Origin of the sequence: Bacillus sp. PAMC28748 (assembly GCF_014250415.1) — a bacterium.
GTDB classification, from domain to species: Bacteria; Bacillota; Bacilli; order Bacillales; family Bacillaceae; genus Bacillus; species Bacillus licheniformis.
In genome coordinates, this window is the sequence record NZ_CP060192.1 from 1165750 (window position 1) to 1189712 (window position 23963).

Below are 23963 nucleotides of genomic sequence, written 5' to 3' on the forward strand. Positions count from 1 at the left end.
ATGAATGTATTTCAGATGCAGTGCAGAATGGAAATCAAAAGAATGCTTCGAAACCGCTATTTTGTCTTTTGGTCATTGGCCATGCCGATTGCTTTTTATTATATTTTTACAAATGTCGTCAATACGAATGCTCCAGACCCTGCGGCATGGAATGCGCATTATTTAATGTCGATGACAACATTCAGCGTCATGGGCTCTTCGATCACTCGGCATCCGCATGGTTCAAGAACGCACCCAAGGCTGGTCGACGTTCATACGCGTAACGCCTCTTCCCGACCACATTTATTTTATCGCTCAAATGTCGGGGCAAAGCGTCATTCATATTCTTTCGATCACAGTAATCTTCTTAGCCGGCGCCTTGATCAACGGCGTTTCTTTATCCCCATTGGAATGGTTCCTGTGCGGATTGTGGGCCCTGCTTGGCTCGCTCCCGTTTCTGGCGATCGGGACATTGATCGGGATGATGAAAAAAGTGGATACAGCAGCCGGAATCAGCAATGTGCTGTATATGGGGCTCGCCGTATGCGGAGGGATGTGGATGCCGCTTGAAATTATGCCAAAAATGATGCAGAATATCGGCCATTGGCTGCCGTCCTATCATTATGGCAGCGGCGCCTGGGAAATCGCTCGAGGTCAAATGCCAAACTGGAAAAATATTCTCTTCCTATTAGCCTATTCAATCGTTATTATGCTACTATCTAAATATATAAGAAGAAAACAAGAAGCGGTGTGAACAAGAATGAAAAAAAACTTCAGCATGTTTCCGAAACGGTACGGCTTTTTTCCTTATATCTTTTTAATCTATTTACTGCTGCCCATTTCTTATTTGACAAATCAGACCTCGGGAATCAAACAGCTGATCGGTTTTGGACTCGTGCTGCTTTTCTTGGTGACGTACCGCCAGCTTTTTTTTATTCCGCCGCAAAAAAAATTATTTACTTATTGGCTGGCCATCCAGCTTTCAATCATTTTAATCTACACTGTATTTTATGATATCAACTTAGTATTTTTAGGCTTTTTTTCAGCGAACTTTATCGGCTATTACCGGGAAAAAAAGACGTTCCGGTGCGGCCTTGCCAGCCTGGTTGTTGTATTGGTCGCCCCTTTTATCTATCATCTGCTGAAAGATCCATCCCTGCTTAATCGGCTCTTTTATTTTCTGCCCTTTCTTGTGATTATGCTCATTTCACCATACGGCATCCGCTCCATGAACCGCCGCATGGAACTGGAACAAAAGCTTGATGAAGCAAATCAGCATATTAAGGAACTGGTCAAGCGCGAGGAGCGTGTACGAATTGCCCGCGATCTGCACGATACACTTGGCCATACTCTTTCACTGCTCACATTAAAAAGCCAGCTTGTCCAGCGCATCATCGCCAGCGCCCCCGAACGGGCGCGAAAAGAAGCAAGAGAAATGGAAACCACATCAAGAGCAGCCTTAAAACAAGTCCGGGAACTCGTGTCTGATATGAAAACGGCAACTATTGCAGAAGAGCTCATCCACATCCAGCAAATCCTGCGGGCTGCAGACATCACATTCGAATACATGGGAGGTTCCGATTTTTCAAATATCCCTCCTGTCACACAAAACATTGTCAGCATGTGTATACGCGAAGCCGCCACAAATATCGTCAAACACAGCCGCGCCACCCATTGCACCATTTCCATCTCTCAAACAGATGATAAAATAAGCATTACCATCAAAGACGACGGAATGGGGATGGATCAGCAAAAAACACCATTTGGTAACGGCTTGCGCGGAATGAAGGAAAGACTTGCATTAATCGACGGCGCTCTCGACGTTTCAACCCATGACGGCACAGTTTTAAGCATCGCCGTTCCAAATGTAAAGAAAGCTGAAGGAAAGGAAGCAATCCAATGATTCGTTTATTTATTGCCGAAGACCAAAGAATGCTGTTAAGCGCGCTGGGATCCTTGCTTGATCTTGAAGAAGACATGGAAGTGATCGGCCAGGCGACAAACGGCGAAGAAGCGCTCACCGCCATTCTGAAGCTAGAACCGGACGTCTGCCTCATGGATATCGAAATGCCGGTCAAAAGCGGACTGGAAGTGGCCGAAGAGCTCGCAAAGCAAGGCGCAAAAACGAAAATCATCATCCTAACGACGTTTGCGCGTCCCGGCTACTTCGAACGCGCCGTCAAAAGCAATGTCCACGGCTACCTGCTCAAGGACGGGGAAATCGACGATCTCGCAGACGCCATCCGAAAATGCACGGAAGGCAAAAGAACCTTTAGTCCGGAACTTACCTTCAACGCTGTCCGCGAAACAAACCCGCTCACCGAACGCGAACAGGACATCTTGCGACTGGCATATATCGGAAAGACGACAAAAGAAATTTCTGAGGAGCTTTTCTTGTCGTCAGGGACCGTCCGGAATTATATTTCTGAGATTATGCAGAAGCTGGATGCGAAAAACCGGATGGAAGCGGCAAGGATTGCGGAGGGGAAAGGATGGATTTGAGTGGGGTCTTGAGATAAGCAGCCATCATGGTACAATGGTATTTTAGGAGCTTTGACATTGGCCTTTATAGCTTATCAACTAACTCCTTTTAACATTCACACTCCTGTTTTAAGAGGTATTTCCTTAGTCGATTAATTCACCAGAATATTCTTTTGGTTGTTCAATGTCGCTCTTTTCTCTGTATCACTCAGTGATATACCTTGTTTGATTGGAGTCCAATACTCATATGCATACTCGGTATCCCATTCAATCCATTTAGAAACTACCTTACTAAAATCTCGTACCTGTGTTGACATATCAACGGCTTATCTTTATACATACTCTTAATATGATTAAGCTCTGTCTTCTCCTCTCCTTTTCGAAATCAATACAACCATTTTCTTCAACTATTTTTATTAGTCCTTCTTGAAACGATTGACAATATTCAGCTTCTTCATTTATAAGCTTTTGATTAAAAATACTATTCAGAAATTTCTCTTTCCTATCTGTAATAATCACCGTATAACTAATCGAAAATTATTTCGCTCGGACCAACCAGGGTGCCGTCATGATCCCGGGCGAAAGACGAACGGTCCGTGACGTCAAGCACGGACCGACCGCCAATTGTACTGAAACGCCCTGGGCTTCATCCGACATCTTACCTCCGGTCAAATTCGCCGTTTGCTGGCTCTATCAAAACACCAACGTACAGCAAACAGATGACTCAGCGGCACAACAAGCAACCCATACACCGCGGCCACTAGTACAGCCCCTATCTCATCAGGCCTTTGGAGCAAAACAACAACGCCCACAAGGCCGACCCCAACAAGCATTTCTTTGGCTACACGGCTCCGGAGAATCCGTACCCATGACTGGCCTGCCACCCGCAGCGGAAAGTCACGCTTCGCCTGCAGCAGCGCGGTTATCAATGCACTAATCGCAGCAGCGACAGTGAAAGCAATAACTAATGCAATCAGCGCAAGATTCAACAACCATACAACGTACGCTGCGAACTGCGCGCGGAGAATCCCCTCTTCGGCAACATAGACAACTTTCAGTTCACCGTTGATATCTCGATCACGCAGTGCCTTCACGTCAAGGCCGTGTTTCCCTAACAATTCCTGCGTAGCAGTTACACCAGTGAATACGATGTTGCTACCTGAGACCATGGAAGTCAAAGCAGAATCGTTATAAGTATCGTAGAGCGAGGGCACGACAACAACTAGGACATCGTCCGCAAAGTGAAGTCTTTCCCCTCCTCCTCCTTGGGCTACCGGCAACCGGAATCCGTCGATCGGCCGCAAGAACTTGAACTTACCGAACTGCTCATCGGAAAGCTCTTTCCTCGACAAAAGCTCGGCCTCTTCTCGAATCATTTTGACAAGCCCTTTTGGAATGCTATGATAAGGCACCTTTGTAACAGCAGGCTGTGGTGCATCCATGGTCACCATATCAAGCCAACGCTGGTTCACGTAAGAGATGGCCGAGTACTCTCCAAAATCGGCTGGCATTGGCATTTCTTGAGTATATGTGTAGGAAAAAGCTACCTTATCAAGCGATTCCGCATCCTTTACCAGTTTACCAATCTGCGGCTCCATGTGGTTCATCTCGTCAACGTCTGTCGCAAACACAATCGCAACTTGATCTGCGAGTTTCTTCCACTGAGCCATTTCAGCAGCTATAGCTGAGGAATGTTTGTATGCGGACCAAGCAGGTCCAGCCGCAGCTACCACCAGGAGGAACGTTAACGCCTGGATCACGATGGCAGCTGAACGCAAGCTTTTAACAGCAGGTTGTCTGGTGGCGATCATGGTAGCGCTAGGCCATGCGGAAGCTGACATGATCAGCGTAGCCAACAGGGATACGGTAATAACAGCGACCTGCAGACTGAACAGCGCCTTGAGGAAGGTACCGACATATATCCAGCCATGAAACAAACCTACGTAGCAAGACGCAACCAGTGCTACAGCCACCGCCGAAACCAGCAGCGCCCCCCCGAACCCGGCCAGGTCCTGAACCTGAATCCGCGAGGTCGGGCACCCGCCCAGAACCCGAAGAGCACGCCCACGCGCTCTTAACGACAACCAGAACAACGCAAGCGCCGCAATCAGCGCAAATGCTGCAAGAACAGCGGCAGCAAATCCTCTTTCTCGCACAACGAATTCAAGGCTTTTAAAAATGGACGCATCCCCGCGACCGACCTTCACGCCTTCACTTTTCAGCGTGTCCTCAAACTCGCTCAAGTGAGCCTTTTCACCGGTCACGAGATAGAACCCATCGGGGTAGGAGGTTTCAAGCCGGTCCTTACCGACAATCTTGCCTGCACCATCGCCGCCAAACCAAGTAAATTCGTCGGGCAGATCTCTATCGTTAAGTGCTACGTAGACCTGGCCATCGCCGTCGCTTGCAAGGTCTGGCGCAACCTTGACCAGCCCAAGATTCCAGCGTGCATCGAGCTTCTCCAGCTTCGCAAACGCTTCAGTAATAGAAAGCCCCGATTCGCTGAAATCAAGGTTTAACCTGCTCTCGGCACCAATCGCCTGAGGAAAGTCTCGATCATATAGGTCGGTGATAATCGCCGCCAGTAGCGCAAGCAGAGCAAACAACGCGCCCGCGACAGCCACTATAATACGTTTATACACAAGCTGGACCTCCAAGAACTATTTGAAAATTGCCATGCTAAGCCCCGGCGAACACAACCGGTATCGCCGGGGACTGGCGTAATTGCCTGGATTAACAGATAATGTTCCCCCTTCATTTCATTCCTCCTCATTTATTCAACTATTTTTGTCAATATTTCTGCTCCTCAACTCGTTTGTCTCTGCCTCCAATCAATCCTCCAAGGGCTCATATGTAAAGCCTAGCCAGCGCCTCTTGCTTGGCGTAGTTGGTCTGCATCAGGTTCATACTGCTTGACAAAAACGGGGAGCCAGTCTTGCCGTAAACAGCAGGAAACGATTACACCGAGTGAATTGTGTAGAAGTTGAGTTAGCGCTTCACCAGGTGCACTGGGACCCCAAACCCGTCACGGCGGCTGAGCAGGTCGGAGATTGCGTCATGCTCGGATCTTGAACCATAGCTAACCATGACCAGCCCTCGGTTCTCGTCATCAGGACACGGCTTTCCTACTTCGACCGTAATGTCATCACCCAAAGCTTTAATCTCCTCGACGAGGTCTTGATGTCTGGAAAGCGCTGCATTGGCCTCTGTTACGTTCGGCAGCTGATCGCACGGCGGATGAGTGTCTCTTGACACTGTGATCCATCCGTTTAGGAATGCAATTGTTCCAACTGCAAGCAATAATCCTATGACGACACCGATAATGATCTTCGTGGTTGATTTCATGAGTTACCTCCTAAGTTGCCGGGATCGTTGGTCGACAATGGTTTTGACGAACTGCTGGAACCGACCTTATGCCGAGCACCACACGCGTTGATCATCTCAGAGTCGTGCGTAGACACAATAACCGTGCGGCCACGCGCAGCGAAGTCCGCAAACAGATCGATAACCTTTCGCCGATTGGTTGAGTCAAGCGAGGCGGTCGGCTCATCGACAAACAAGAATGCAGCGTCCTTGTAGATGGCACGAGCCAGTGCGAGTCGCTGCTTCTCGCCCCCACTAAGGTGGCTAGCCAACTCGCCTTCTCGACCCTGGAGACCCGTCTGCTCGAGCACCTGCGCCAACCGCTCTTGGTTTCCCGTGACACGCCGCCCAAGGATGCTCGCCTGCATGGTGACATTGAATGCCACCGACTCCTCATCCATAATGCCGTAATCCTGAAGAATGAACGCCGCATGATCACGCCAAAACCGCCGCCGCGCCGCAGTACCGTAGCTTGTGACATCGTGTCCGTCTATCAAGATGCGTCCCTGATTAACCGGGAGCAATAGCCCGAGGCAGTGCAAAAGTGTAGTCTTTCCACATCCGCTTGGACCAACGAGGGCTGTCATGACCCCTGGCGGGCACTGAACGGTCTCACCATCAAGCACGGTCCGCCCACCAATTGCTACTGAAATGCCCTGTGCTTCAATCAACATCTGTACCTCCCATCAAATTCTACGCTATAAAAAGCGGCACTCATTTATTCCATTCCTCCTCATTTACTTAACTATTTTTACTCTTCAAGCCGATTAATCATCACCCACCTACCACATTAATAGGGGAACGTTTTTTTCTCTCTTGTAGACAGTGTCGTGACATACTATCTCTTCTTCGTCACAAACATTAATTCCTTTTACAACTAGCAAATTTCACTTGTTGTACCATAAGTAACCTATTGACTGCCGGGGCACAAAGAATTTGTTTCTTGTCAAATTTGCTGAATAACGGCCGGCATCAACACTAAACCTGGAAAAGTAGAGGATTGCACCGCATAAAATAACTTACTGCTAAGGCTACCAAGATAAAACTACAAAATTAAATAAACCTATTGCTTTCCAAAAAATGTTAGTTGCATTTTATGTTTTTTCCTGCAGATATGCACTATCTTTTGTGGAGATGCTTTGGCAGTACACCGAAAGCATCTCCTTTTTATATAGATACATTAATTTAAAAATTTTAAGAATAAATACTCGGGGCGCATAAAATGCCGCGCCCCTCAAAGCGGGGTATTACCCCTATTGAATTCTCAGAGTTTATGAAACTTTGCAATCACCGGAATAAAAAACTATCAATCGGTAAGTGCTTCTGGTAAATTGCTCCCGCATCGACACGGTAGTGGGCGAAAAGACAAGCTAACTCGACCGGTAATCCAAACCTAAAATCCGGTATGTCCTTACCAAAATAAAAACAATGAATATAGATTTAACTCTCTCGAAAATAACGGCCTGCTGAAATCTCGATTTCATAGATAGGGATGATTGCCGTCAGCAGGTGCAAGAAGTGTAAACAACAAAGCCCGCGTCATCCACTATAATACGCTTATGCAAAGCGGGATCTCCCAGAACTTTTCTGGGTCTTGCCATGCTAGCCCCGTTGACAGCAACCGTTTTCCCTTTGATTAGTTGGTGCGATAGTAGTAACGACCCTTAAGACCAGGTGAGTTTATGGCTCCGACATAGGCATTAGAGTAGCGGCCCGCAGCCGTATCAATACTTCTATTCGTTTTATCCACTTTTCCATCGATGAGCTTTTGCACTGTCGAGCCGTGGACCTTTGTCGGGTGGTTGTACTCTGAACGGAGCCCGGCGTTTACGAATCCATACCTCCATGTACCACCTTCCGATGGGTACTGGTAGTGATAACCCGGATTCACCCATGCAAATGAAGGCACCGTAGCGCCTCCCACCAAAGCGATGGACATTGTCAACACGGCGAGCGTCGCTTTAATTGTCCGAGTCAAAGGTTTCCTCTTTTTTTTCTCATACAAATGATTTTTCATTATTTCATTCCTCCTCTTTCATTCGACTAATAAATTTACTCTATAAGTTAGTTTGTCACCGCCCACATACCGTGTCGATGCGGGAAGAGTTTTTTCCCTCGTTGGCGGTGCCATGATCATGACTCCTCTTTGTCACCAGACATCAATTTTTTCCTCCATGACCAACCCTCGATCCGAGGTCATTTGGTCACGACTTGTCCACTTCGACGAAATACTGTCACCTAGCATTTTGATCACCTCCTCAATACCCTAATGGCTGGCAAGCACCACAGTGTCCTTTACTGCATTCGGTTAGTGACCGAATGGTGCATGTCAGAAACCTCCTAATCTGTTAAAAGACCTGCTTTTTCCAGTTTGGATTAGTCAGAAAATGAAAGAAGAAGAACAAAAGCAAGTCACCAAATTCAAATCTTATCTACCTGAACTGGATGTATTATGCTGACTCCTGAAGATCATTTGATCCGGTTAGCCAGTGAGAACGTGGACCGTGTGGCTCTATCATTCAGAAATACTCCGAATGTGGAGGAACTCGTACAATCCGCCTATGCTGTTTAATTTATGGTTATATATATCACGGGTGTTTCAGCTTCCGGAAAATTCAGACGGCTATCCTTAAATCTGTTCACTGGTTGTAAAAGGGGAGCGTCGTGGTTTTCGCACTATCAGCGATTTTCGGAAAAGCAATCTGGATGTGTTCCAAAATTGTTCACGCAAAACAGATAAATCGTTATGTAAGCAGATAAAATGGTAATCTCAGCGTTTCGAAAAAGAGGTCAAGCAGATGGTGGAAGAAGTCAAAGAAGCGGATGTCAAAGATGAAGGACTGCTCTCTCTTTTCCCGAAGACGATCCGCCGCAAAATTCAATATCGTAGAAATCGGCTTGCAAAAGCCAACGCGGCATTACAAGAACTGGAAGAACGCACACCTGAAGAAAAATAGCCAACGCTACAAAGATCAAATCAATTTTACTGATGATTAGCGTCCCATATCCTGTCTCAAAAAGCCTATAATTCACAAGTCGGTGTTGAAGGCATATGATTTGGCCTAGAAAAGAATAACAGCAGAAGCTTCCGGATGATTTGGGACAGTGTCCTGGATAATATAGAGACAAAACAGGTGAAACGCCAAACAACTACTGCGGATGCCAAACACTATAGTCCTGAAAACATCCTGCCAAAGAAACAAATCAAACAAGATACCTAAATGAGAGCAAATAAACGAAGAATCCATATGACAAAAGCAGTTTTTATTTGGGTCCGGGGACCCTAACACCAACTCTCTTTAACTCAAATTAACTAATTTTATAATAATTGTAAAACAAAACTGATTCAAGAGGTTTCCTGATTTTTTAAAAATTTTGGTCAAAATGTATTAGATTTGCTAATGTATAAAACTCTTAGAGGGTATCAGAATGGATATTTAGATTATTTTCCCTTTTTGTTATATAAAAATGAAAACTTAAATTCCCATCTTCCTTTAAATGCTTAACCGATTCAGAAAATTGTAGACTGTTTTAATGTATTCTTAATGTAGCAAATTGTTGGGGATTTTCTATTTGCATTTGAGAGGTGTAAAAAAAGACAAGCCTAATTGCTTGTCTCCTGAGTAATTGTGTGTTTCTCCTATTCTTAAGGTAATATGGATAAGTTCAAATTAAAATTTTCCATCATTTATGATAAGGCTCCCCTCGATTAATCCTAAAAGCCCGATAAACCTGCTCGAGCAAAATCAGCCTCATCAGCTGATGCGGAAATGTCATCCGTGAAAACGACAGCTTCTCATCTGCGCGCTTCAGGACGGCGTCGCTTAAGCCGAGCGAGCCGCCGATGACGAAGGTTACCTTGCTCTTTCCATATGTGGCGAGTCTATCCATATTATCGGCTAATTCTTCCGAACTTTTCATTTTTCCTTCGATCGCCAGGGCGATGACGTGGGCGTCTGGGCTGATTTTGGAGAGAATTCGTTCGCCTTCTTTGTCTTTGACGATTTTCATGTCCTGGTCGCTTAGGTTTTCCGGTGCTTTTTCGTCCGGAAGTTCGATGATGTCGACTTTTGCGTATGCCGAAAGCCGTTTTATGTATTCATCGATTCCTTGTTTTAAATATTTTTCTTTTAGTTTTCCGATTGCTACGATTGATATATTCACAGGTCATCCCCACTTTAAGAACAAGTTATTCAGATGCATTATCCACAATTGTGGATAAAGGTTGTGTATTTAGTGTCCGATCATTCGTTCCCCACTATATATACTGCAGGCTTATCACACAATTCACAGGTTGTGGATAAACTGTGTGTATGTTCGATTTTTCTGATTTCCGGGGCCAATTCTTCCTCATCCACATACATGTCAATGACCGTTTCAATATGCTCTTCGCAAGACTTCATAAAAGTCCCTCCAATATCTGTATCATTGGGCTCTTTTATAAAAAAGCTCCTTATTCAATATACCCTATTTATGCACATGTTAGTAGGTTTTAGCATGACTTCACGCGGTTATCCACAAGCTTTTATATTCCTCTGGATAACTCTGTTCTCTCCAAATAAAAAACACCAGCCAATCTCGCTGATGCTTTAATCTTGTTTTTATACTGCTTCTCTTTTTTCCTGAACAACTAAAGAATGCTGATTTGTAATATACTGCAAATATGAAACGTTAAGAATGAAAGTCCAAAACCCGTTAACCTGCTTTTCCGACAGCCCAATAAACGCTTTTCTAACCTTAAATGCACTATATAAATTTACCGTCCAAAAAAGGAGGAATGAGAGCTGCGGGAGAAAGCTGTGTCCGGGGCGCAGCGGGAGAAGCAAAATGCTGTTGCTGTATGGCAGCAGGTCTTCACTTTGAAATGTGATTGAATAAAAAGTCCAAAAAGGCTCCAAAATTGAAAAGACGCTTAACAGCAGCGTCACTTTAATGGCGACATACGGGAGCTTAATTTGGCATCGTTCTAAATTCTTTCTTCTTGAGAGAAACCAATACGGGATGTATATGCCGGACGTTATGATCGTTAATAACACCGCATATAAGGGTTTTATTTTCGGAAATTCCTCTAATTCCTTACTCATGCTGAAACACTCTTCTTTCCTTAAAACTGTTCTTCCAGGTCTTTTTATCCTTGTCATCTATACTTTTCCACTTTCCATATCAAAATGTACTATATTGAATCCAATAAATCAAAATCCATTGAAGTGTTAAATTGGGATTTTCTTAGGTATATGGATTCTTTTTTTTGACTAGAATAAAAAAACTATATCCTTTTGCCCGTTCCTTATTTCGTGTTCATCTGCAGAAATTCGACAATCAATAGGACATTATTCGTCATATTTTTACCTTTGTAATATGCAATCTGTCATTACGCAACATAAAGGGGTTCTATCGAATCATTTTGTCTTTTTTTCGTTATTTTTCGTATCTCTCAACTAGGAATAATGACACGCTATGTTCCATGTGGAACATTGGATATGAAAAAAGATCAAAGCTTTCACAGCTTTGATCTTACAGTCTCTTGCTCATATGCAAATCTGTCGTCTCGAAATTCATTTTTTCATATAGTCGCTTCGCTTTTTTATTATGGGCGAATACATGCAGGGACAGCTTTTTGACTCCTAATTGCTTTGCCTCCTCTTCTAAGACGGCTAAAGCCTGCTGGCCGATTCCCTGGCCGCGGTACGCTTCATAAAGCCCGAAATCGTAAATAAACGCTTCCTTTTGAGGGTGGTGCGGATCAGCGTAGATCCAAACCCAGCCTGCGGCGTTCCCGCTGTCGTTCATGATTGACCATAGATAATGGTTGATCGTTTCAATGCCGTTTGGCAAAAGGGCCGCAAACTGCTCTTCTGCTTTCTCCATCGCTTCCGCCACTGTCCATGTGCCCGCTTTTACTTTCTCCATGGCGTAATGCTGGATGGAATAGGTCTGGTATATCTTAAAGTCCTCTTCCGTCATTGGCGTCAAACGGATTTCCGGCTTTTTTCTCGGTTTGTTCAAGTCAATTTTAATTTTCGATTTCAACATCAAATTGTACTTCACTTCCTTGTTTATAGATCATGATGCTTTGCTCAGCCATTCGCTTTTCGGCTCGGAAAGTTTATTGATTCTGTGCTGAATGTAAATGATATTCAAAAGGAAGGCAAAAATCGATCCATTCGCAGGTTCTTTGCCTGAAAGCTTGTTTAATGAAGCAGTCACCACCAGTGCGCAGTATATCAAAACACCTGCGGACAGAATCAAAATCACGCGGTCGAGCAGCATATAAAGGCTGTAATGCATGTCAGGAAAAGCGATTTTTGCTGATATTCTAATTGGAATAGAAAATAAATGATAAAATATGATAGCTTTTAACGTGGTGTAGGGAATATCATGATAAGGCAGCAAATCGAAGCTTTTTTTCCTGGATAGAAACCAGTATGGTATGTAAACCCCCAGTGTGATCAGACATAGCACAAAAACGGACAAGATACTTCTGCTCTTTACATTAGACAGCGTTTTCAACGCAGCCTGCACATTGTCGTTCATATCATTCCTCCGGACACTCGTTTTCCAAACAAATGAATTGAATGAATTTTTTCATAGCAGCGGCACACCCCCTCAATATATTCTTTTCTCTTGTTTTAGACAATATGACTTAGGTACCAATGTGACAAAAGAACCATTTTTGAAGAGGTTGCTGTCTTCACGATTAGCTGAAAAATGTGTGACAACCGTTTTTATGTCATAAGAATGACACAAAAGCAAGAGCCTGACTGGAAAATCAGGCTCTTTTGTCTAACGCTATATACTTTTTCGAAGAGAAATCCGCCAGTTGATGCCTGTGCCAATATGGTATGTTTTAGCAAATGATCCTTGGTTGAGGGCAATGCCCAAGCGGTCTAATGAATTGATATAAACAACCGGCTTGCCTACAGGCATATCGGCAAACGACCGGCCAAATGCCAACGTTTGCTGATAGACTTTTGTGTCTTCATGCTTGATGACGACTTCTACTGGATCTCCGTATTGAACATCAAGTGACTTGAAGAGCGTCCGGCTGATATTCGTCCAAAGGTTTCCAAACCGGACATCTAAAATATCGATCGTTCCGGTTATCCAATCATTTTCGATGTACGCTTCCATGACCGGCAGTTTGACGATGGAATCTATAGAAACTTCCGGACCGATCCTGTCGAAGCTGAGAGCGCCGGCTGCCAGTATTGCCCCGGTGTAGGCGTAAATGTCGCGTCCATGGAATGTATGTGATTCGCCTGATTTTGGAAGCCTGTTTTGCGCTTCATCAAGATAGCGCGCCTCGGCAATTCCATTTTGCCGGCTGATGTGGGTGAGTGTTCCGTTGTCTGGTGTGATGATATATTGATTGGAAGAGGTTCTGACTGCGACGCTGCGGCGTTCTGAGCCGACCCCTGGATCGACGACCGACACGAAGACAGTGCCTTCAGGCCAATAAGAAACGGACTGCAGCAGCCGATAGGAAGCTTCCCAAATGTGAAAAACGGGAATGTTGTGCGTCAAATCAAAAATCCGAATTGAACTGTCAACCGAATAAGCCACACCGTACATCGCATTTACCGCCCCGTCATCAAGGCCAAAATCAGATTGTAATACAAGTGCATGCTGACTCATCCTATCTCCCTTTCCGCCCTGATCTTTAAATCCTGCATTAAATCGGCCATTTGTCAGAATATTAAAGTCATCATATCGTACGCAAAATTGAAACGCAATATGATGCTTTGTCCATTTTTTACAAACTATAATTTTTGCAGGGCAAAAACTTGGAATTCACACCCAAAAATTCGATTATTCACTCAGAAAAAATCTCATTTCACTCTCCAAAAATCACATTTTTTCCTTTTGACGATCATTCGTTGGGCGCTTCATAATAAAAAAACAGCCCGGCCGTACCGGCCAGACTGTCTTTATCAGCTTCCTAATTGGGATCGGGTCAGCTTTACTTCTGTTGTCTTTTCTTTTCCGCCCCGCAGGTATTTGATTTTTACCTTGTCGCCGACGTTTTTGGTGTAAAGCTTTTTACGCAGATCAACGATATCGTAAACACGGTCACCGTTAAATTCGACGATGACATCGAGCTCTTTCAGACCGGCTCTGCCTGCAGGAGATACCGGCTGAACACCCATCACAACTACGCCTGATGTTACGTTTTTCGGCAGTTTAAGCGTTTCCTGCCAGTGATAGCTTGCGATATCGCCAAGTGATTTCATCTCAATTCCGAGATACGGCCGTCTCACTTCACCGTACGTTTCCAAATCTTCGATAACCGGAATGGCAAGGTTGGCCGGAATGCTCAGACCGATGCCTTCGACGGCTGATTCAGCGATTTTCATCGAATTAATGCCGATGACTTTTCCATCAATATTAAACAGCCCGCCTCCGCTGTTACCCGGGTTAATGGCAGCATCCGTCTGCAGTACTTCGGCGTTCCAGTCCGGCTGTCCGTCTCCGTTGGAATCGACCGGAACAGCGCGTTCGGTTCCTGAGATGATTCCTTGTGTAACAGATCCTGAAAACTGCAGGCCGAGCGGGTTTCCAATCGCGATGACAGGCTCGCCTGTCTTCACTTTATCAGAATCTCCAAATTCGGCAGCTGCTTTTATTTTGTTGCTGTTGACTTGCAGGACGGCCAGATCCATCAGCTTATCGCTGCCGATCAGTTTTGCCGGAATCCGTGTTCCGTCATTCAGGCTGATTTCTATTTGGGACGCCCCTTCAATGACATGGTGGTTTGTCACAATGTGGGATGTGTTGCCGTCCTTTTTATAAATAACGCCCGAGCCTGTTCCCGCTTCGCTGTCACCATCCCATACACCTGTCTTTTGGATGTTGATAACGCCGACAACAGAATCAGAAACCTTAGAGACCACTTGCGTGACTTCATTATTCACGTTGACGGATACATTGCGGACCGTCCCGCCCTGCTGTGCTCCTTGGCCGCCGCGCGCTTCGATGACTTGCAGATTATACGGCAGCCATCCCTGCTGCGAGAGATACGGCAAGGCAAACACTGTTAAAAGAGCGCCGATGACGGCGCCGACCAGGCTTGAAAACAAAAAGCTTCTCCAACTTCTCACCGGCTTTTCCCGAACGAATTTTTCCTCATCATGATTAAACTCCACTATATTCAAATCCTTTCAAGGAACGATATATGTATATAGTGTGGATCATCTGCCTGCAGATTAATCATTCAATCAGGAAAATTTACACCGCTACGAGAGGCGTCGGTTTCTTAGGATCGGTATCATATAAGTCAAACGTTTCTCCTGCCGCAAATCCTTTGGCAGCCAGCGTTTGCTGCACAGACATTCTCGCCAGCTCTTTCATGTTGTTGTCCTGGCTTAAATGAGCCAAATAAATTCTCGATGTCTCATCGCCGATTACATCGGTCATTGCGAGTGCCGCGTCCTCATTGGATACGTGTCCGACGTCGCTTAGAATCCGGCGCTTGATGTTCCACGGATAGCGGCCCATTTGCAGCATGCCGACATCATGATTGCTTTCAAAAACAAAAGCGTTTGCCGAGCGGATGATGCCTTTCATTCTGTCGCTGACATAGCCCGTATCCGTAATCAAAGCGAGCTTTCGGCCATTGTAATGAAAAACGTAAAACATCGGCTCTGCGGCATCATGGGATACCCCGAACGATTCGACATCAAGGGAGCCGAATGACTTGACGGTTTCCATTGGAAAAACGAACTTTTGGCCGTTATCCATTTTGCCGATATGCCCTTCCATCGCCTTCCACGTTTTTTCATTGGCGTAAACGGGCAGCTCATATTTTCTTGCCAGCACGCCAAGCCCTTTTATATGGTCACTGTGCTCATGTGTAACAAAGATGCCGTCGAGCTGATCAAGCTTTCGATCAATTTGCGCCATCAGCCCTTCCATCGCCTTCCCGCTAAGTCCTGCGTCAACTAAAAAAGCGTGGTCATCGGTTTCCAAATATAAAGCATTACCGGTACTCCCGCTCGCAAGTACGCTAAATTGCAGGCTCATGGTTTCTCACTCCATTATGATTTTTCCTTTTTCTCTTGTGATTGAAGAAGCGCTCCGTCCCGTGCATCCACGATAAATTCTTCGTGAATGGTTTTATCGTCCGTTTTGCGCTCCACTTCGATCCGCCAAACGGGCACGAAAATTTGAGCGCTTGCCAGCGGATACTGCGTGAAATAGCCAAGCTCGGCTGATTTAATTTTGCTGTACTTCTTCAAATAATCCGGGTAGTATAAAGCTTCAACCGCGCCGACTGCAGAGATCAGATTTTCCGTTTTGACTTCTTTAATATCCTGCAGCATTGACTGCTTATAAGACACGACTTCGTTTTTATTATTCAGGTACAGAACGACTTCGCCCATCTCGTTGTTATCATCATTTTGCCGGTCCTGAAAAATGTAATTCCCATTATAGGTTTGGAAGAAAACGATCTGTTTTCCGGACTTATCGACCTTCCAAAGCTTGTACTTATTGCCGTCGATAATCTCTTCATTCACGATTTCCCTTGCTTTTGTCTTCATATCCGTTTTCGGAAGCGCAATGGGTGTTTCAAACTCCATTTCTATTTCTGTCAAAGCGTTCTCTTTTGCGGTATTCATTAACGCCTTCGGCTTTTGCCCTTTTAACGATTTAATCTCGCTTTGCTTAAAGACTCGCTTTTGTGCAGAGATTGAGGAGCCTTTTGACGTCTCTTTAGACAAATTGCCGTATGAAATATGGTCTGCTTTCATATCCTCCTGCAGCGTTGATTTTTCTAAAATCGGAAACTGATTGTTGCTGCGCTTATCAAAGTATTGAAAGGCCAAAAAGATATCAAGGATGAGGAAGACGATAATGAAGATTGTTTTTGTTCTATTCCACTCCATTTTCTATGCCCTCCTTCACCGCTGAATCCTTCTTTGATACCGGCTTTACCGTACCGTTTATTTTAATGCACCATGTCGGCACAAGTTTGACAAGAGGGTCTTGTTCCTCTGATACTGAGACCATTTCATAGGCGGGGAAAATTTGCTCAATCTTATCAAAGTCATACTCTTCATTGTCTTGCAGGAACTGAATCAATTCTTCTCCGCTCATGATTTCTTTATCCTTTTTGCTGACCGGATTTGCGTTTGCGCCCAAGACATATGTCGGGTGTTTATAGTCCAATATGTCGTTGTTTGCCCAGCGAAGTTCAATCGATGTCGTTCCGAAAGGCTGGTTTTGGCTGTTAACGACCGGCAGCTGATCCATAAACAGATTAAAGTTGATCTGCTGATTTTCATTCAAACCGAAAAATTGATAATCATCCGTCCAGCTTCCCGTGTCGTTTAAATATTTGAAGCTTTTATTGATCAGCTCTCCATTTTGATAAGAAGTACTCGGTTCCAGGTTGCGGTGCTGGAACTTAATCTGTCTGTTGTTCGAGTAGATCTCCAAAAGGCTTGTTCCATCCGTATATACCGGTCTGTTTAAGTTGGTTTCCTGCCGCACGGTTTGCGGATCATCAAATAAAGCTTTTTTAAAACGCGTCGGGCTGATCGTTTCTGTAAAATACTCTTTTTCAGACAGCTTCAGCCGATTAACCGGAAGCAAGACATCTCTGCGCGAATTGATTGCAAAATCCTCATAAAGAGGCATCTGCGACTTTTCTTTTTCAATGTCTGAAAGGATGTTGCGGTAATTTGCCGATTCAATCACCGCTTCAACAACCGTCTCTTTGCTGAAGGATACAAAATAGATCTTCTTCATGCCCCGTCCTTCATTGAAAGGAAGAACGATTCTGTCAAAAGAGTTGTATTCATAAGAATTGGCGGACCATTTGAAAAGCGGCTGCAGCACATCGATCGGAATGTTGTCGCTGAAGACGAGATCCAATTTGGAGTCTTTATTTTTAGCGTATAGCCAGTTTTTGAACTGCTGCCTGTCAAATTTGTCCGAGATATCCTTTAACGATTTGACTTCCCATCGTCCCATGTCATCCCAGAGCTGAGAATAGAGCGTCGTGTCATTCAGCAAATAATGCTGTCCATTCTCATGAATGAACATTTGCTGCGGTTTGACGGCTTCATTTAACAACTTTGTCTGGTTTGTAATCGGCTGTTTGTCGCTGACCTGAGCCTGTGAGTCTTCAACTTTTTCGTAATTCCCCTGAAATCCCCAAATATTAAAAGTAAAAAGAAGACTGATCAAAACCAAAAGGGACAGTATTATCGTTTTAATTGTTTCACGCTTCATCCCAATCATCCTCTTGTTCTTCTTTATACGGCAGGGTAAATGTGATCGTTGTTCCTTTTCCTTCGATGCTGTCGGCCCAGATGTCGCCGCCATGGGCTTGTACCATTTCTTTTGCGATCGCAAGACCGAGTCCCGTACCGCCGAGTCTTCTTGTTCTGGCTTTATCTACACGGTAGAACCGCTCGAAGATCTTCTCCACGTCTTTTCTCGGAATGCCGACACCTTCGTCTTTGACACTGACATAAAGAAGCTCTTCTTCTTCATTTACATCAACAGAGAACGTGATATGGCCTCCTTCAGGGGAATATTTCAATGCATTTGAAATGATATTATCCAGCACTTGCGTAATCTTGTCCGGATCGATTTCAACATACAATTCTCTATCCGGCAGATTGCTGATAAACTCAACATGCTGCTCTTTCGTCATTTCAAAGCGTTCAATAATCAATGAGAAGAAACGGATAAAATGAATCCATTCTTTATTGAATTGATAATCTTTGCTATCAAACTTTGAAAGCTGCAGCAGGTCGTTGACAAGCCTGATCATGCGCTCTGTTTCATTCTGTGTCACATTCAAGAAGCGCGGCGCAATGTTTGGATCCTGCCATGCCCCTTCCGCAAGCGCTTCTAGGTAGCTTCGCATCGTTGTGAGCGGCGTTCTGAGCTCGTGGGAGACATTTGCAACAAACTCTCTCCGCTCTTGATCGATCTGCTCTTGTTCTGTGACATCGTAAATGACCGCAATCAATCCGTCGATCTTTCCGTGTTCTTTTTGGATGACCGAGAAATTGACGCGGAGCACAGACGTCCGTTCTTCCTGTTCAATTTCAAGAAGCAGGGAATCCTGCTGTTCAACCAAATCTTCAAACGTGTATTCGTCTTCAAGGCCGAGCAGCGAAGTGATCGGCATTTCAAGAGCCGTTTCACGTGAAACATTTAGAAGCTCCAGCGCCGGCGTATTAAGCAAAATAATCGCGCCATTTCGGTTAGTCGCGATAACTCCGTCTGTCATATACGCAATAACAGAAGATAGTTTTTTTCGTTCGCCTTCTGTCATGGACTGAGCTTCTTTCAGCTCTCTTGTTAAATAATTAAACGTTGTGGCCAGCTGGCCGATTTCGTCGTTTCCGTACTTCCTGACTTTTCTTGAGAAATTTCCTTTCGCCAGTTCAATGGCCTGTTTTCTCATATCTGACAGCGGATGTGTAATCGTTCGCGCGACAAAAATCCCGAGAAAAGCAGTGATTCCAAGCGCAATAAAAGTTCCAGACGCTAAAATGGTGTTGATCGTCCGGATTTGATTGTAGACATTATCCATCGATGCCACGACGTAAATGGCCCCGATTGTCTCTTGATTCGATTTTTTAATCGGTGTGACCGAAATCCGCACTTTGCTGTCCCGCTCCGGGTCGAAAAATTTATTTTCGTATGGAATGCCGACAAGCAGCGTCCTTTTGATAATGCCCTCTGTTGTCTTTTTCCCCGCCACCTCCCGGTTATAAGGATTGGAGGTCGCGATGACTTCATAGCTTTTATCAATCAGACTGACTTCGAGAATTTCGCCTTCTTTGCTGAAATCATTTAGAATCCGCTCTGCATCTTCCTTCAAGGTAGACGAGGAAGATGTGCTTCTATCCTTCGTCATTTCCTGTTCCAGATAATACGATAGGTTGTTCACCCGCTGATCAAGAGAGTCATTATATGATTTAAGAAGTGACTTCTCCATCTCATTGACAAAGTAGACGCCGATAATCTGCATGGCGACGATAATCAGCAGAACGTATATTAAGGTAAACTTAAAATGAATCGAGCGAAAAAAACTTACTTTATTCATTTGTGTATTAGTCCTGTTCCGGATTTCTCAAATAGTAGCCGACACCGCGCCTTGTAACGATCCAGCTTGGGTGACTCGGATTATCCTCGATTTTTTCGCGAAGGCGTCTAACCGTAACGTCAACTGTCCGGACATCCCCAAAGTAGTCGTATCCCCACACGGTTTGCAGAAGATGTTCACGCGTCATGACTTGCCCGATATGTTTTGCAAGGTAATGCAGCAGTTCGAATTCCCGATGTGTCAGCTCGATTGTCTCGTCGCGTTTTGAAACGACATAGGCATCCGGAAAAATGACGAGCGATCCGATTTGAATTTCGTTTGAAGACGATTCTTCTTCGGCAGGAGCCGCTGTGTTCTGTCTTCTCAGGTTCGCTTTGACACGCGCCAGCAGTTCGCGGGTGCTGAACGGTTTTGTCACATAATCGTCAGCGCCCAGTTCAAGGCCGATGACTTTATCGATTTCCGAATCCTTTGCTGTCAGCATAATGATGGGCATATCATATTTTTTGCGGACTTCACGGCACACTTCCACACCGTCTTTATTCGGAAGCATGATGTCGAGCAGAATCATATCAGGGTTGAGATCCTCAACCATCTGAAGCGCTTCATTGCCGTCGTATGCGCAATGGACTTCATAGCCCTCTTTTTTCAGATTAAACTCTAAAATATCAGCAATCGGCTTTTCATCATCTACAACTAGTATCTTTTTTTCCATTATTCATTCCTCCTGGTTCAGAGTTTGGATACAGCCAGCGGATGGCTGTCTATGTTTTATATCAAAGTACACTGCATGTCATCATTAAAAAAACACTTTCTAGAAATCGAAATAGATTTCTTATACATTATAACGTTTATGAAGCAAAAGTTAAAAAAATAGTTCAAAGGAAAACGTTTGGAAATTAAATCCACGCTTTATTTTTCCGCTTTTATCACAACAATTAAATTTTTGTGACTTTTTTTACTGAAAAATGAAACATTTTATGCTTCAAAGCCGTCTATATAGTAACGTCTTCTTCTTCGGCCGGGTTACCGGCCTCCCTTTTTTTCTCCTTTTCATTCCTTCAGCATTTTTATTTCATTGATTTCAGCTAAAAGAAAACGCATCTGCTTAAAAACAGACGCGCTTTTTAGAGTGGCTCGGGACGGAATCGAACCGCCGACACACGGATTTTCAGTCCGTTGCTCTACCAACTGAGCTACCGAGCCGGGTATGTATGTAACTTTTTATAAAATGGCGGTCCGGACGGGACTCGAACCCGCGACCTCCTGCGTGACAGGCAGGCATTCTAACCAACTGAACTACCGGACCTTGCATGATTACAGTACCTGCTTCGGAGAAGAATCGTGGTCTCCTCCGAAGCAAGCGGGGATTTAGCAATAACGCTAAAGTAAATCAATGACCCGTACGGGATTCGAACCCGTGTTACCGCCGTGAAAGGGCGGTGTCTTAACCACTTGACCAACGGGCCAGGGAAATGGTGAGCCATGAAGGACTCGAACCTTCAACCCTCTGATTAAAAGTCAGATGCTCTACCAACTGAGCTAATGGCTCAAGATTAAATGACACCCTTAAAATAACGACGTCCACATCTCAGGAAGCTTTTTCGGGATGTCTCTCGATGTGTACGCTGAAGCGAATTCTCCGAAGCGTATTCGGACGTGCTCTACCAACTGAGCTAATGGCTCGTCTCGTTGTTTTGCAACAACGAGATTTATATTATCATAGAACGAACAGAAGTGGCAATATATTTTTTTATTTTTTTCTATTATTTTTTCCCTTCGTGATGATACTCCGCCCCTTCGCGGTTCAGCCAGTGCATGATTCCATTCGGATGGAATACAGACAACAGCCGGTCAGCTTCATGAAGCGGCACCCACTTGGCTTCAACAATGTTCTCGTCAAACGTGATGGCATCCGGACGGTCGGTGATCCGTGCTCTAAAGACGATGAAATATACATGCTCGCTGCTGATCACCGCTTCATTTACGGCTAAAATATCAAGAGGCTGAATTCCATAGCCAGTTTCTTCCTCCATTTCTCTCGCCGCGGCTTCCGTCAGCGATTCTCCAGCTTCCACCTTGCCGCCCGGCAATGTCCATGATTGATTTTTCTTGTTTTTCACCATCAGAATGTTGTTCTCTTCCGCGAATGAATATACAACATCGACACGTTCCATCCGTTTGCCCTCCTTGTCATTGAAAAACAAAGCCCCTGCGGACTGCAGAGGCTCTTCTAGAATTTAGTTCGGACGATAAACGCTTCTCACCACATTTGTTTGAGAGCGGTCAGGACCGACTGAGAAAATGGAAAGCGGAATGCCTGTCAGCTGAGAAACTCGCTCAAGGTAATGGCGGGCATTTTCAGGCAGGTCGCTCAAGCTTTTCGCGCCCGTGATATCTTCGGTCCAACCCGGCATTTCTTCATAGACAGGCTCACATTCAGCGAGCGCTTTTAAGCTTGCCGGGAACTCTTCCAGGATCTCGCCGCGGTATTTGTAAGCGACACAGATTTTCAATGTTTCAATACCGGTCAATACGTCAATTGAATTTAATGAAAGGTCGGTAATTCCGCTGACGCGGCGGGCATGGCGGACAACCACGCTGTCAAACCAGCCGACGCGGCGCGGCCGACCTGTAGTTGTTCCGTATTCGCGGCCGACCTCACGGATTTGGTCTCCGATCTCATTGTTCAGCTCTGTTGGGAACGGACCGTCTCCGACACGCGTTGTGTAAGCTTTCGACACACCAACGACGTGCTGGATTTTTGTCGGTCCTACACCTGAGCCGATCGTCACGCCGCCGGCGACAGGGTTTGAAGACGTGACAAACGGATATGTCCCTTGGTCGATATCAAGCATAACTCCTTGCGCCCCTTCGAATAAGACGCGGCGGCCGTCATCAAGTGCGTCGTTTAAGACGACGGACGTATCGCAGACATATTGTTTGATCTGCTGGCCGTACTCATAGTATTCGTCTAAAATGTCTTCTATTTTAAATCCTTCCGCATCATACATTTTTTCTAGCAGACGGTTTTTTTCTTCCAAATTGCGGGCGAGCTTTTCTTCGAAAACGTCCCTGTCCAACAGATCGGCGATCCGGATTCCGACGCGAGCGGCTTTATCCATATAAGCCGGGCCGATTCCTTTTTTCGTCGTGCCGATTTTATTGGCCCCTTTCCGCTCTTCTTCGACCGCATCAAGCTTTAAGTGATACGGCAGAATGACATGGGCCCTGTTGGAGATTCTCAAGTTGTCCGTGCTGACGTTCCGCTCATGAAGATAAGCCAGCTCCGTTACCAATGCTTTCGGATCAACAACCATTCCGTTGCCGATCACACACGTTTTATCCTTATAAAAAATACCGGATGGAATCAAATGCAGTTTGTACGTTACCCCGTTGAATTTAATCGTATGTCCTGCGTTATTTCCGCCTTGGTACCGTGCGATTACCTCTGCATTTTCGGAAAGGAAATCGGTGATTTTGCCTTTTCCTTCGTCACCCCACTGCGTACCTACAACAACTACTGAAGACATATCCGTGCACCTCCGTTAACCTTTTCAAACGATATCAATATCAAACACATTCAGTTTATCAGTGTCATCCCGTAAAGTCAATTGTAAATCCGAACATTAATTTTAACGTTGAACATTTTTGTTCGTTATTATAAAGCGAATTTCATATATTTTCTTTTTAATAGACAGTCTGTAAGTCAAATCTTAAAAAAACCGTTTTTCTTGGACAAAGATACATAAAAAACCGACAACGCAAATATTCAATAAGTAAGGAGGGAGATGCCGATGGAGACGGTATTAATTTTTGCATCAGTTTTATCGCCGATCATTTTGGCTTTGGTCGAATTGGTGAAGAAGACGGTCAAAATGCCGAAAAATTTGATTCCGCTCCTTCACTCTTGATAGGTTTGCTGATCGGTGCCGCAGCATATCCTTTTACAGACCTTGAACTGGTGCTCCGTTTATGGTCAGGAGGACTGGCCGGATTAACAGCGACGGGTTTATTTGAAATCGGTAAAAACCGCAATGCAAGAAAAAAGAAAAATCCCTGAGAACATGTC

General features: G+C 44.9%; 21 protein-coding genes, 4 tRNA genes and 2 pseudogenes. 5 read left to right on the forward strand and 22 right to left on the reverse strand.

Features of this window, described 5'->3' with window-relative positions:
- The 3 genes and pseudogenes from H7F26_RS05865 to H7F26_RS05875 all read left to right on the forward strand — a co-directional run bounded on the left by H7F26_RS05865 (position 1) and on the right by H7F26_RS05875 (position 2481).
- Positions 1 to 733: pseudogene (locus H7F26_RS05865) on the forward strand (ABC transporter permease).
- 6 nt (positions 734 to 739) lie between these two features.
- Positions 740 to 1882, forward strand: coding sequence for a sensor histidine kinase (locus tag H7F26_RS05870; RefSeq protein ID WP_021837840.1), 1143 nt, complete (start codon positions 740 to 742; stop codon positions 1880 to 1882).
- Positions 1879 to 2481: a response regulator transcription factor gene (locus tag H7F26_RS05875; RefSeq protein ID WP_011198470.1), complete on the forward strand. Its 603-nt coding sequence runs from the start codon at positions 1879 to 1881 to the stop codon at positions 2479 to 2481. The genes H7F26_RS05870 and H7F26_RS05875 overlap by 4 nt, the downstream gene beginning before the upstream one ends.
- A gap of 647 nt (positions 2482 to 3128) precedes the next feature.
- On the opposite strand, the gene H7F26_RS05880 is transcribed toward H7F26_RS05875, so the two are convergent.
- From H7F26_RS05880 to H7F26_RS05895, 4 genes are all read right to left on the reverse strand, one after another.
- On the reverse strand, positions 3129 to 5102 hold the full coding sequence (locus H7F26_RS05880) for a hypothetical protein (RefSeq protein WP_003177923.1): 1974 nt from the start codon (positions 5100 to 5102) through the stop codon (positions 3129 to 3131).
- Between the two features lie 346 nt (positions 5103 to 5448).
- The gene (locus H7F26_RS05885) at positions 5449 to 5805 is read right to left on the reverse strand and encodes a hypothetical protein (protein ID WP_009330012.1); all 357 of its coding nucleotides are present in this window, start codon (positions 5803 to 5805) and stop codon (positions 5449 to 5451) included.
- On the reverse strand, positions 5802 to 6497 hold the full coding sequence (locus H7F26_RS05890; RefSeq protein ID WP_003177927.1) for an ABC transporter ATP-binding protein: 696 nt from the start codon (positions 6495 to 6497) through the stop codon (positions 5802 to 5804). Before H7F26_RS05890 ends, H7F26_RS05885 begins: the two co-directional genes overlap by 4 nt.
- A gap of 962 nt (positions 6498 to 7459) precedes the next feature.
- Complete coding sequence (locus H7F26_RS05895; RefSeq protein WP_003177941.1) at positions 7460 to 7840, reverse strand: lactococcin 972 family bacteriocin; 381 nt, start codon at positions 7838 to 7840, stop codon at positions 7460 to 7462.
- 781 nt (positions 7841 to 8621) lie between these two features.
- Here H7F26_RS05895 and H7F26_RS05900 point away from each other — a divergent pair.
- A complete protein-coding gene (locus H7F26_RS05900; protein WP_009330014.1) occupies positions 8622 to 8780 on the forward strand; it encodes a hypothetical protein in 159 nt (52 codons plus the stop codon).
- 727 nt (positions 8781 to 9507) lie between these two features.
- On the opposite strand, the gene rlmH is transcribed toward H7F26_RS05900, so the two are convergent.
- The 18 genes from rlmH to H7F26_RS05990 all read right to left on the reverse strand — a co-directional run bounded on the left by rlmH (position 9508) and on the right by H7F26_RS05990 (position 23424).
- A complete protein-coding gene (rlmH, locus tag H7F26_RS05905) occupies positions 9508 to 9987 on the reverse strand; it encodes a 23S rRNA (pseudouridine(1915)-N(3))-methyltransferase RlmH (protein WP_003177946.1) in 480 nt (159 codons plus the stop codon).
- Between the two features lie 80 nt (positions 9988 to 10067).
- On the reverse strand, positions 10068 to 10226 hold the full coding sequence (locus tag H7F26_RS05910; protein WP_003177948.1) for a CxxH/CxxC protein: 159 nt from the start codon (positions 10224 to 10226) through the stop codon (positions 10068 to 10070).
- Positions 10227 to 10424: 198 nt separating this feature from the next.
- On the reverse strand, positions 10425 to 10907 hold the full coding sequence (locus H7F26_RS05915; protein ID WP_009330015.1) for a DUF4234 domain-containing protein: 483 nt from the start codon (positions 10905 to 10907) through the stop codon (positions 10425 to 10427).
- 430 nt (positions 10908 to 11337) lie between these two features.
- Positions 11338 to 11856, reverse strand: a complete 519-nt coding sequence (locus H7F26_RS05920) for a GNAT family N-acetyltransferase (protein WP_011201784.1) — start codon at positions 11854 to 11856, stop codon at positions 11338 to 11340.
- Between the two features lie 30 nt (positions 11857 to 11886).
- Entirely contained in the window at positions 11887 to 12357 is a 471-nt protein-coding gene (locus H7F26_RS05925) for a membrane protein (RefSeq protein WP_003177954.1), read from the reverse strand.
- Between the two features lie 255 nt (positions 12358 to 12612).
- Positions 12613 to 13458: an SAM hydrolase/SAM-dependent halogenase family protein gene (locus H7F26_RS05930; protein ID WP_016886319.1), complete on the reverse strand. Its 846-nt coding sequence runs from the start codon at positions 13456 to 13458 to the stop codon at positions 12613 to 12615.
- Positions 13459 to 13754: 296 nt separating this feature from the next.
- Positions 13755 to 14966, reverse strand: a complete 1212-nt coding sequence (locus tag H7F26_RS05935) for a S1C family serine protease (RefSeq protein WP_003177958.1) — start codon at positions 14964 to 14966, stop codon at positions 13755 to 13757.
- Between the two features lie 82 nt (positions 14967 to 15048).
- Positions 15049 to 15843 carry an MBL fold metallo-hydrolase gene (locus H7F26_RS05940; RefSeq protein WP_003177960.1) on the reverse strand — a complete coding sequence of 265 codons (795 nt, stop codon included), beginning with the start codon at positions 15841 to 15843 and terminating at the stop codon, positions 15049 to 15051.
- 14 nt (positions 15844 to 15857) lie between these two features.
- Positions 15858 to 16706, reverse strand: a complete 849-nt coding sequence (locus H7F26_RS05945) for a two-component system regulatory protein YycI (RefSeq protein WP_003177962.1) — start codon at positions 16704 to 16706, stop codon at positions 15858 to 15860.
- Positions 16693 to 18057 (reverse strand): YycH family regulatory protein, encoded by a 1365-nt coding sequence (locus H7F26_RS05950; RefSeq protein WP_003177963.1) that lies wholly within the window; start codon positions 18055 to 18057, stop codon positions 16693 to 16695. The genes H7F26_RS05945 and H7F26_RS05950 overlap by 14 nt, the downstream gene beginning before the upstream one ends.
- Entirely contained in the window at positions 18047 to 19891 is a 1845-nt protein-coding gene (walK, locus tag H7F26_RS05955) for a cell wall metabolism sensor histidine kinase WalK (RefSeq protein ID WP_003177965.1), read from the reverse strand. The genes H7F26_RS05950 and walK overlap by 11 nt, the downstream gene beginning before the upstream one ends.
- A 7-nt stretch (positions 19892 to 19898) precedes the next feature.
- Entirely contained in the window at positions 19899 to 20606 is a 708-nt protein-coding gene (gene walR / locus H7F26_RS05960) for a cell wall metabolism DNA-binding response regulator WalR (protein ID WP_003177967.1), read from the reverse strand.
- A 418-nt stretch (positions 20607 to 21024) separates the two neighbouring features.
- A tRNA-Phe gene (locus tag H7F26_RS05965) sits at positions 21025 to 21097 on the reverse strand.
- A gap of 26 nt (positions 21098 to 21123) precedes the next feature.
- Positions 21124 to 21200 (reverse strand) — tRNA-Asp (locus H7F26_RS05970).
- Positions 21201 to 21288: 88 nt separating this feature from the next.
- A tRNA-Glu gene (locus H7F26_RS05975) sits at positions 21289 to 21360 on the reverse strand.
- A 7-nt stretch (positions 21361 to 21367) separates the two neighbouring features.
- Positions 21368 to 21443 (reverse strand) — tRNA-Lys (locus tag H7F26_RS05980).
- A 214-nt stretch (positions 21444 to 21657) separates the two neighbouring features.
- Positions 21658 to 22068: an NUDIX domain-containing protein gene (locus H7F26_RS05985; protein WP_061565931.1), complete on the reverse strand. Its 411-nt coding sequence runs from the start codon at positions 22066 to 22068 to the stop codon at positions 21658 to 21660.
- Between the two features lie 63 nt (positions 22069 to 22131).
- Positions 22132 to 23424 carry an adenylosuccinate synthase gene (locus H7F26_RS05990; protein ID WP_003177974.1) on the reverse strand — a complete coding sequence of 431 codons (1293 nt, stop codon included), beginning with the start codon at positions 23422 to 23424 and terminating at the stop codon, positions 22132 to 22134.
- Between the two features lie 264 nt (positions 23425 to 23688).
- Here H7F26_RS05990 and H7F26_RS05995 point away from each other — a divergent pair.
- Positions 23689 to 23954: pseudogene (locus tag H7F26_RS05995) on the forward strand (holin).
- Positions 23955 to 23963 lie beyond the last annotated feature (9 nt).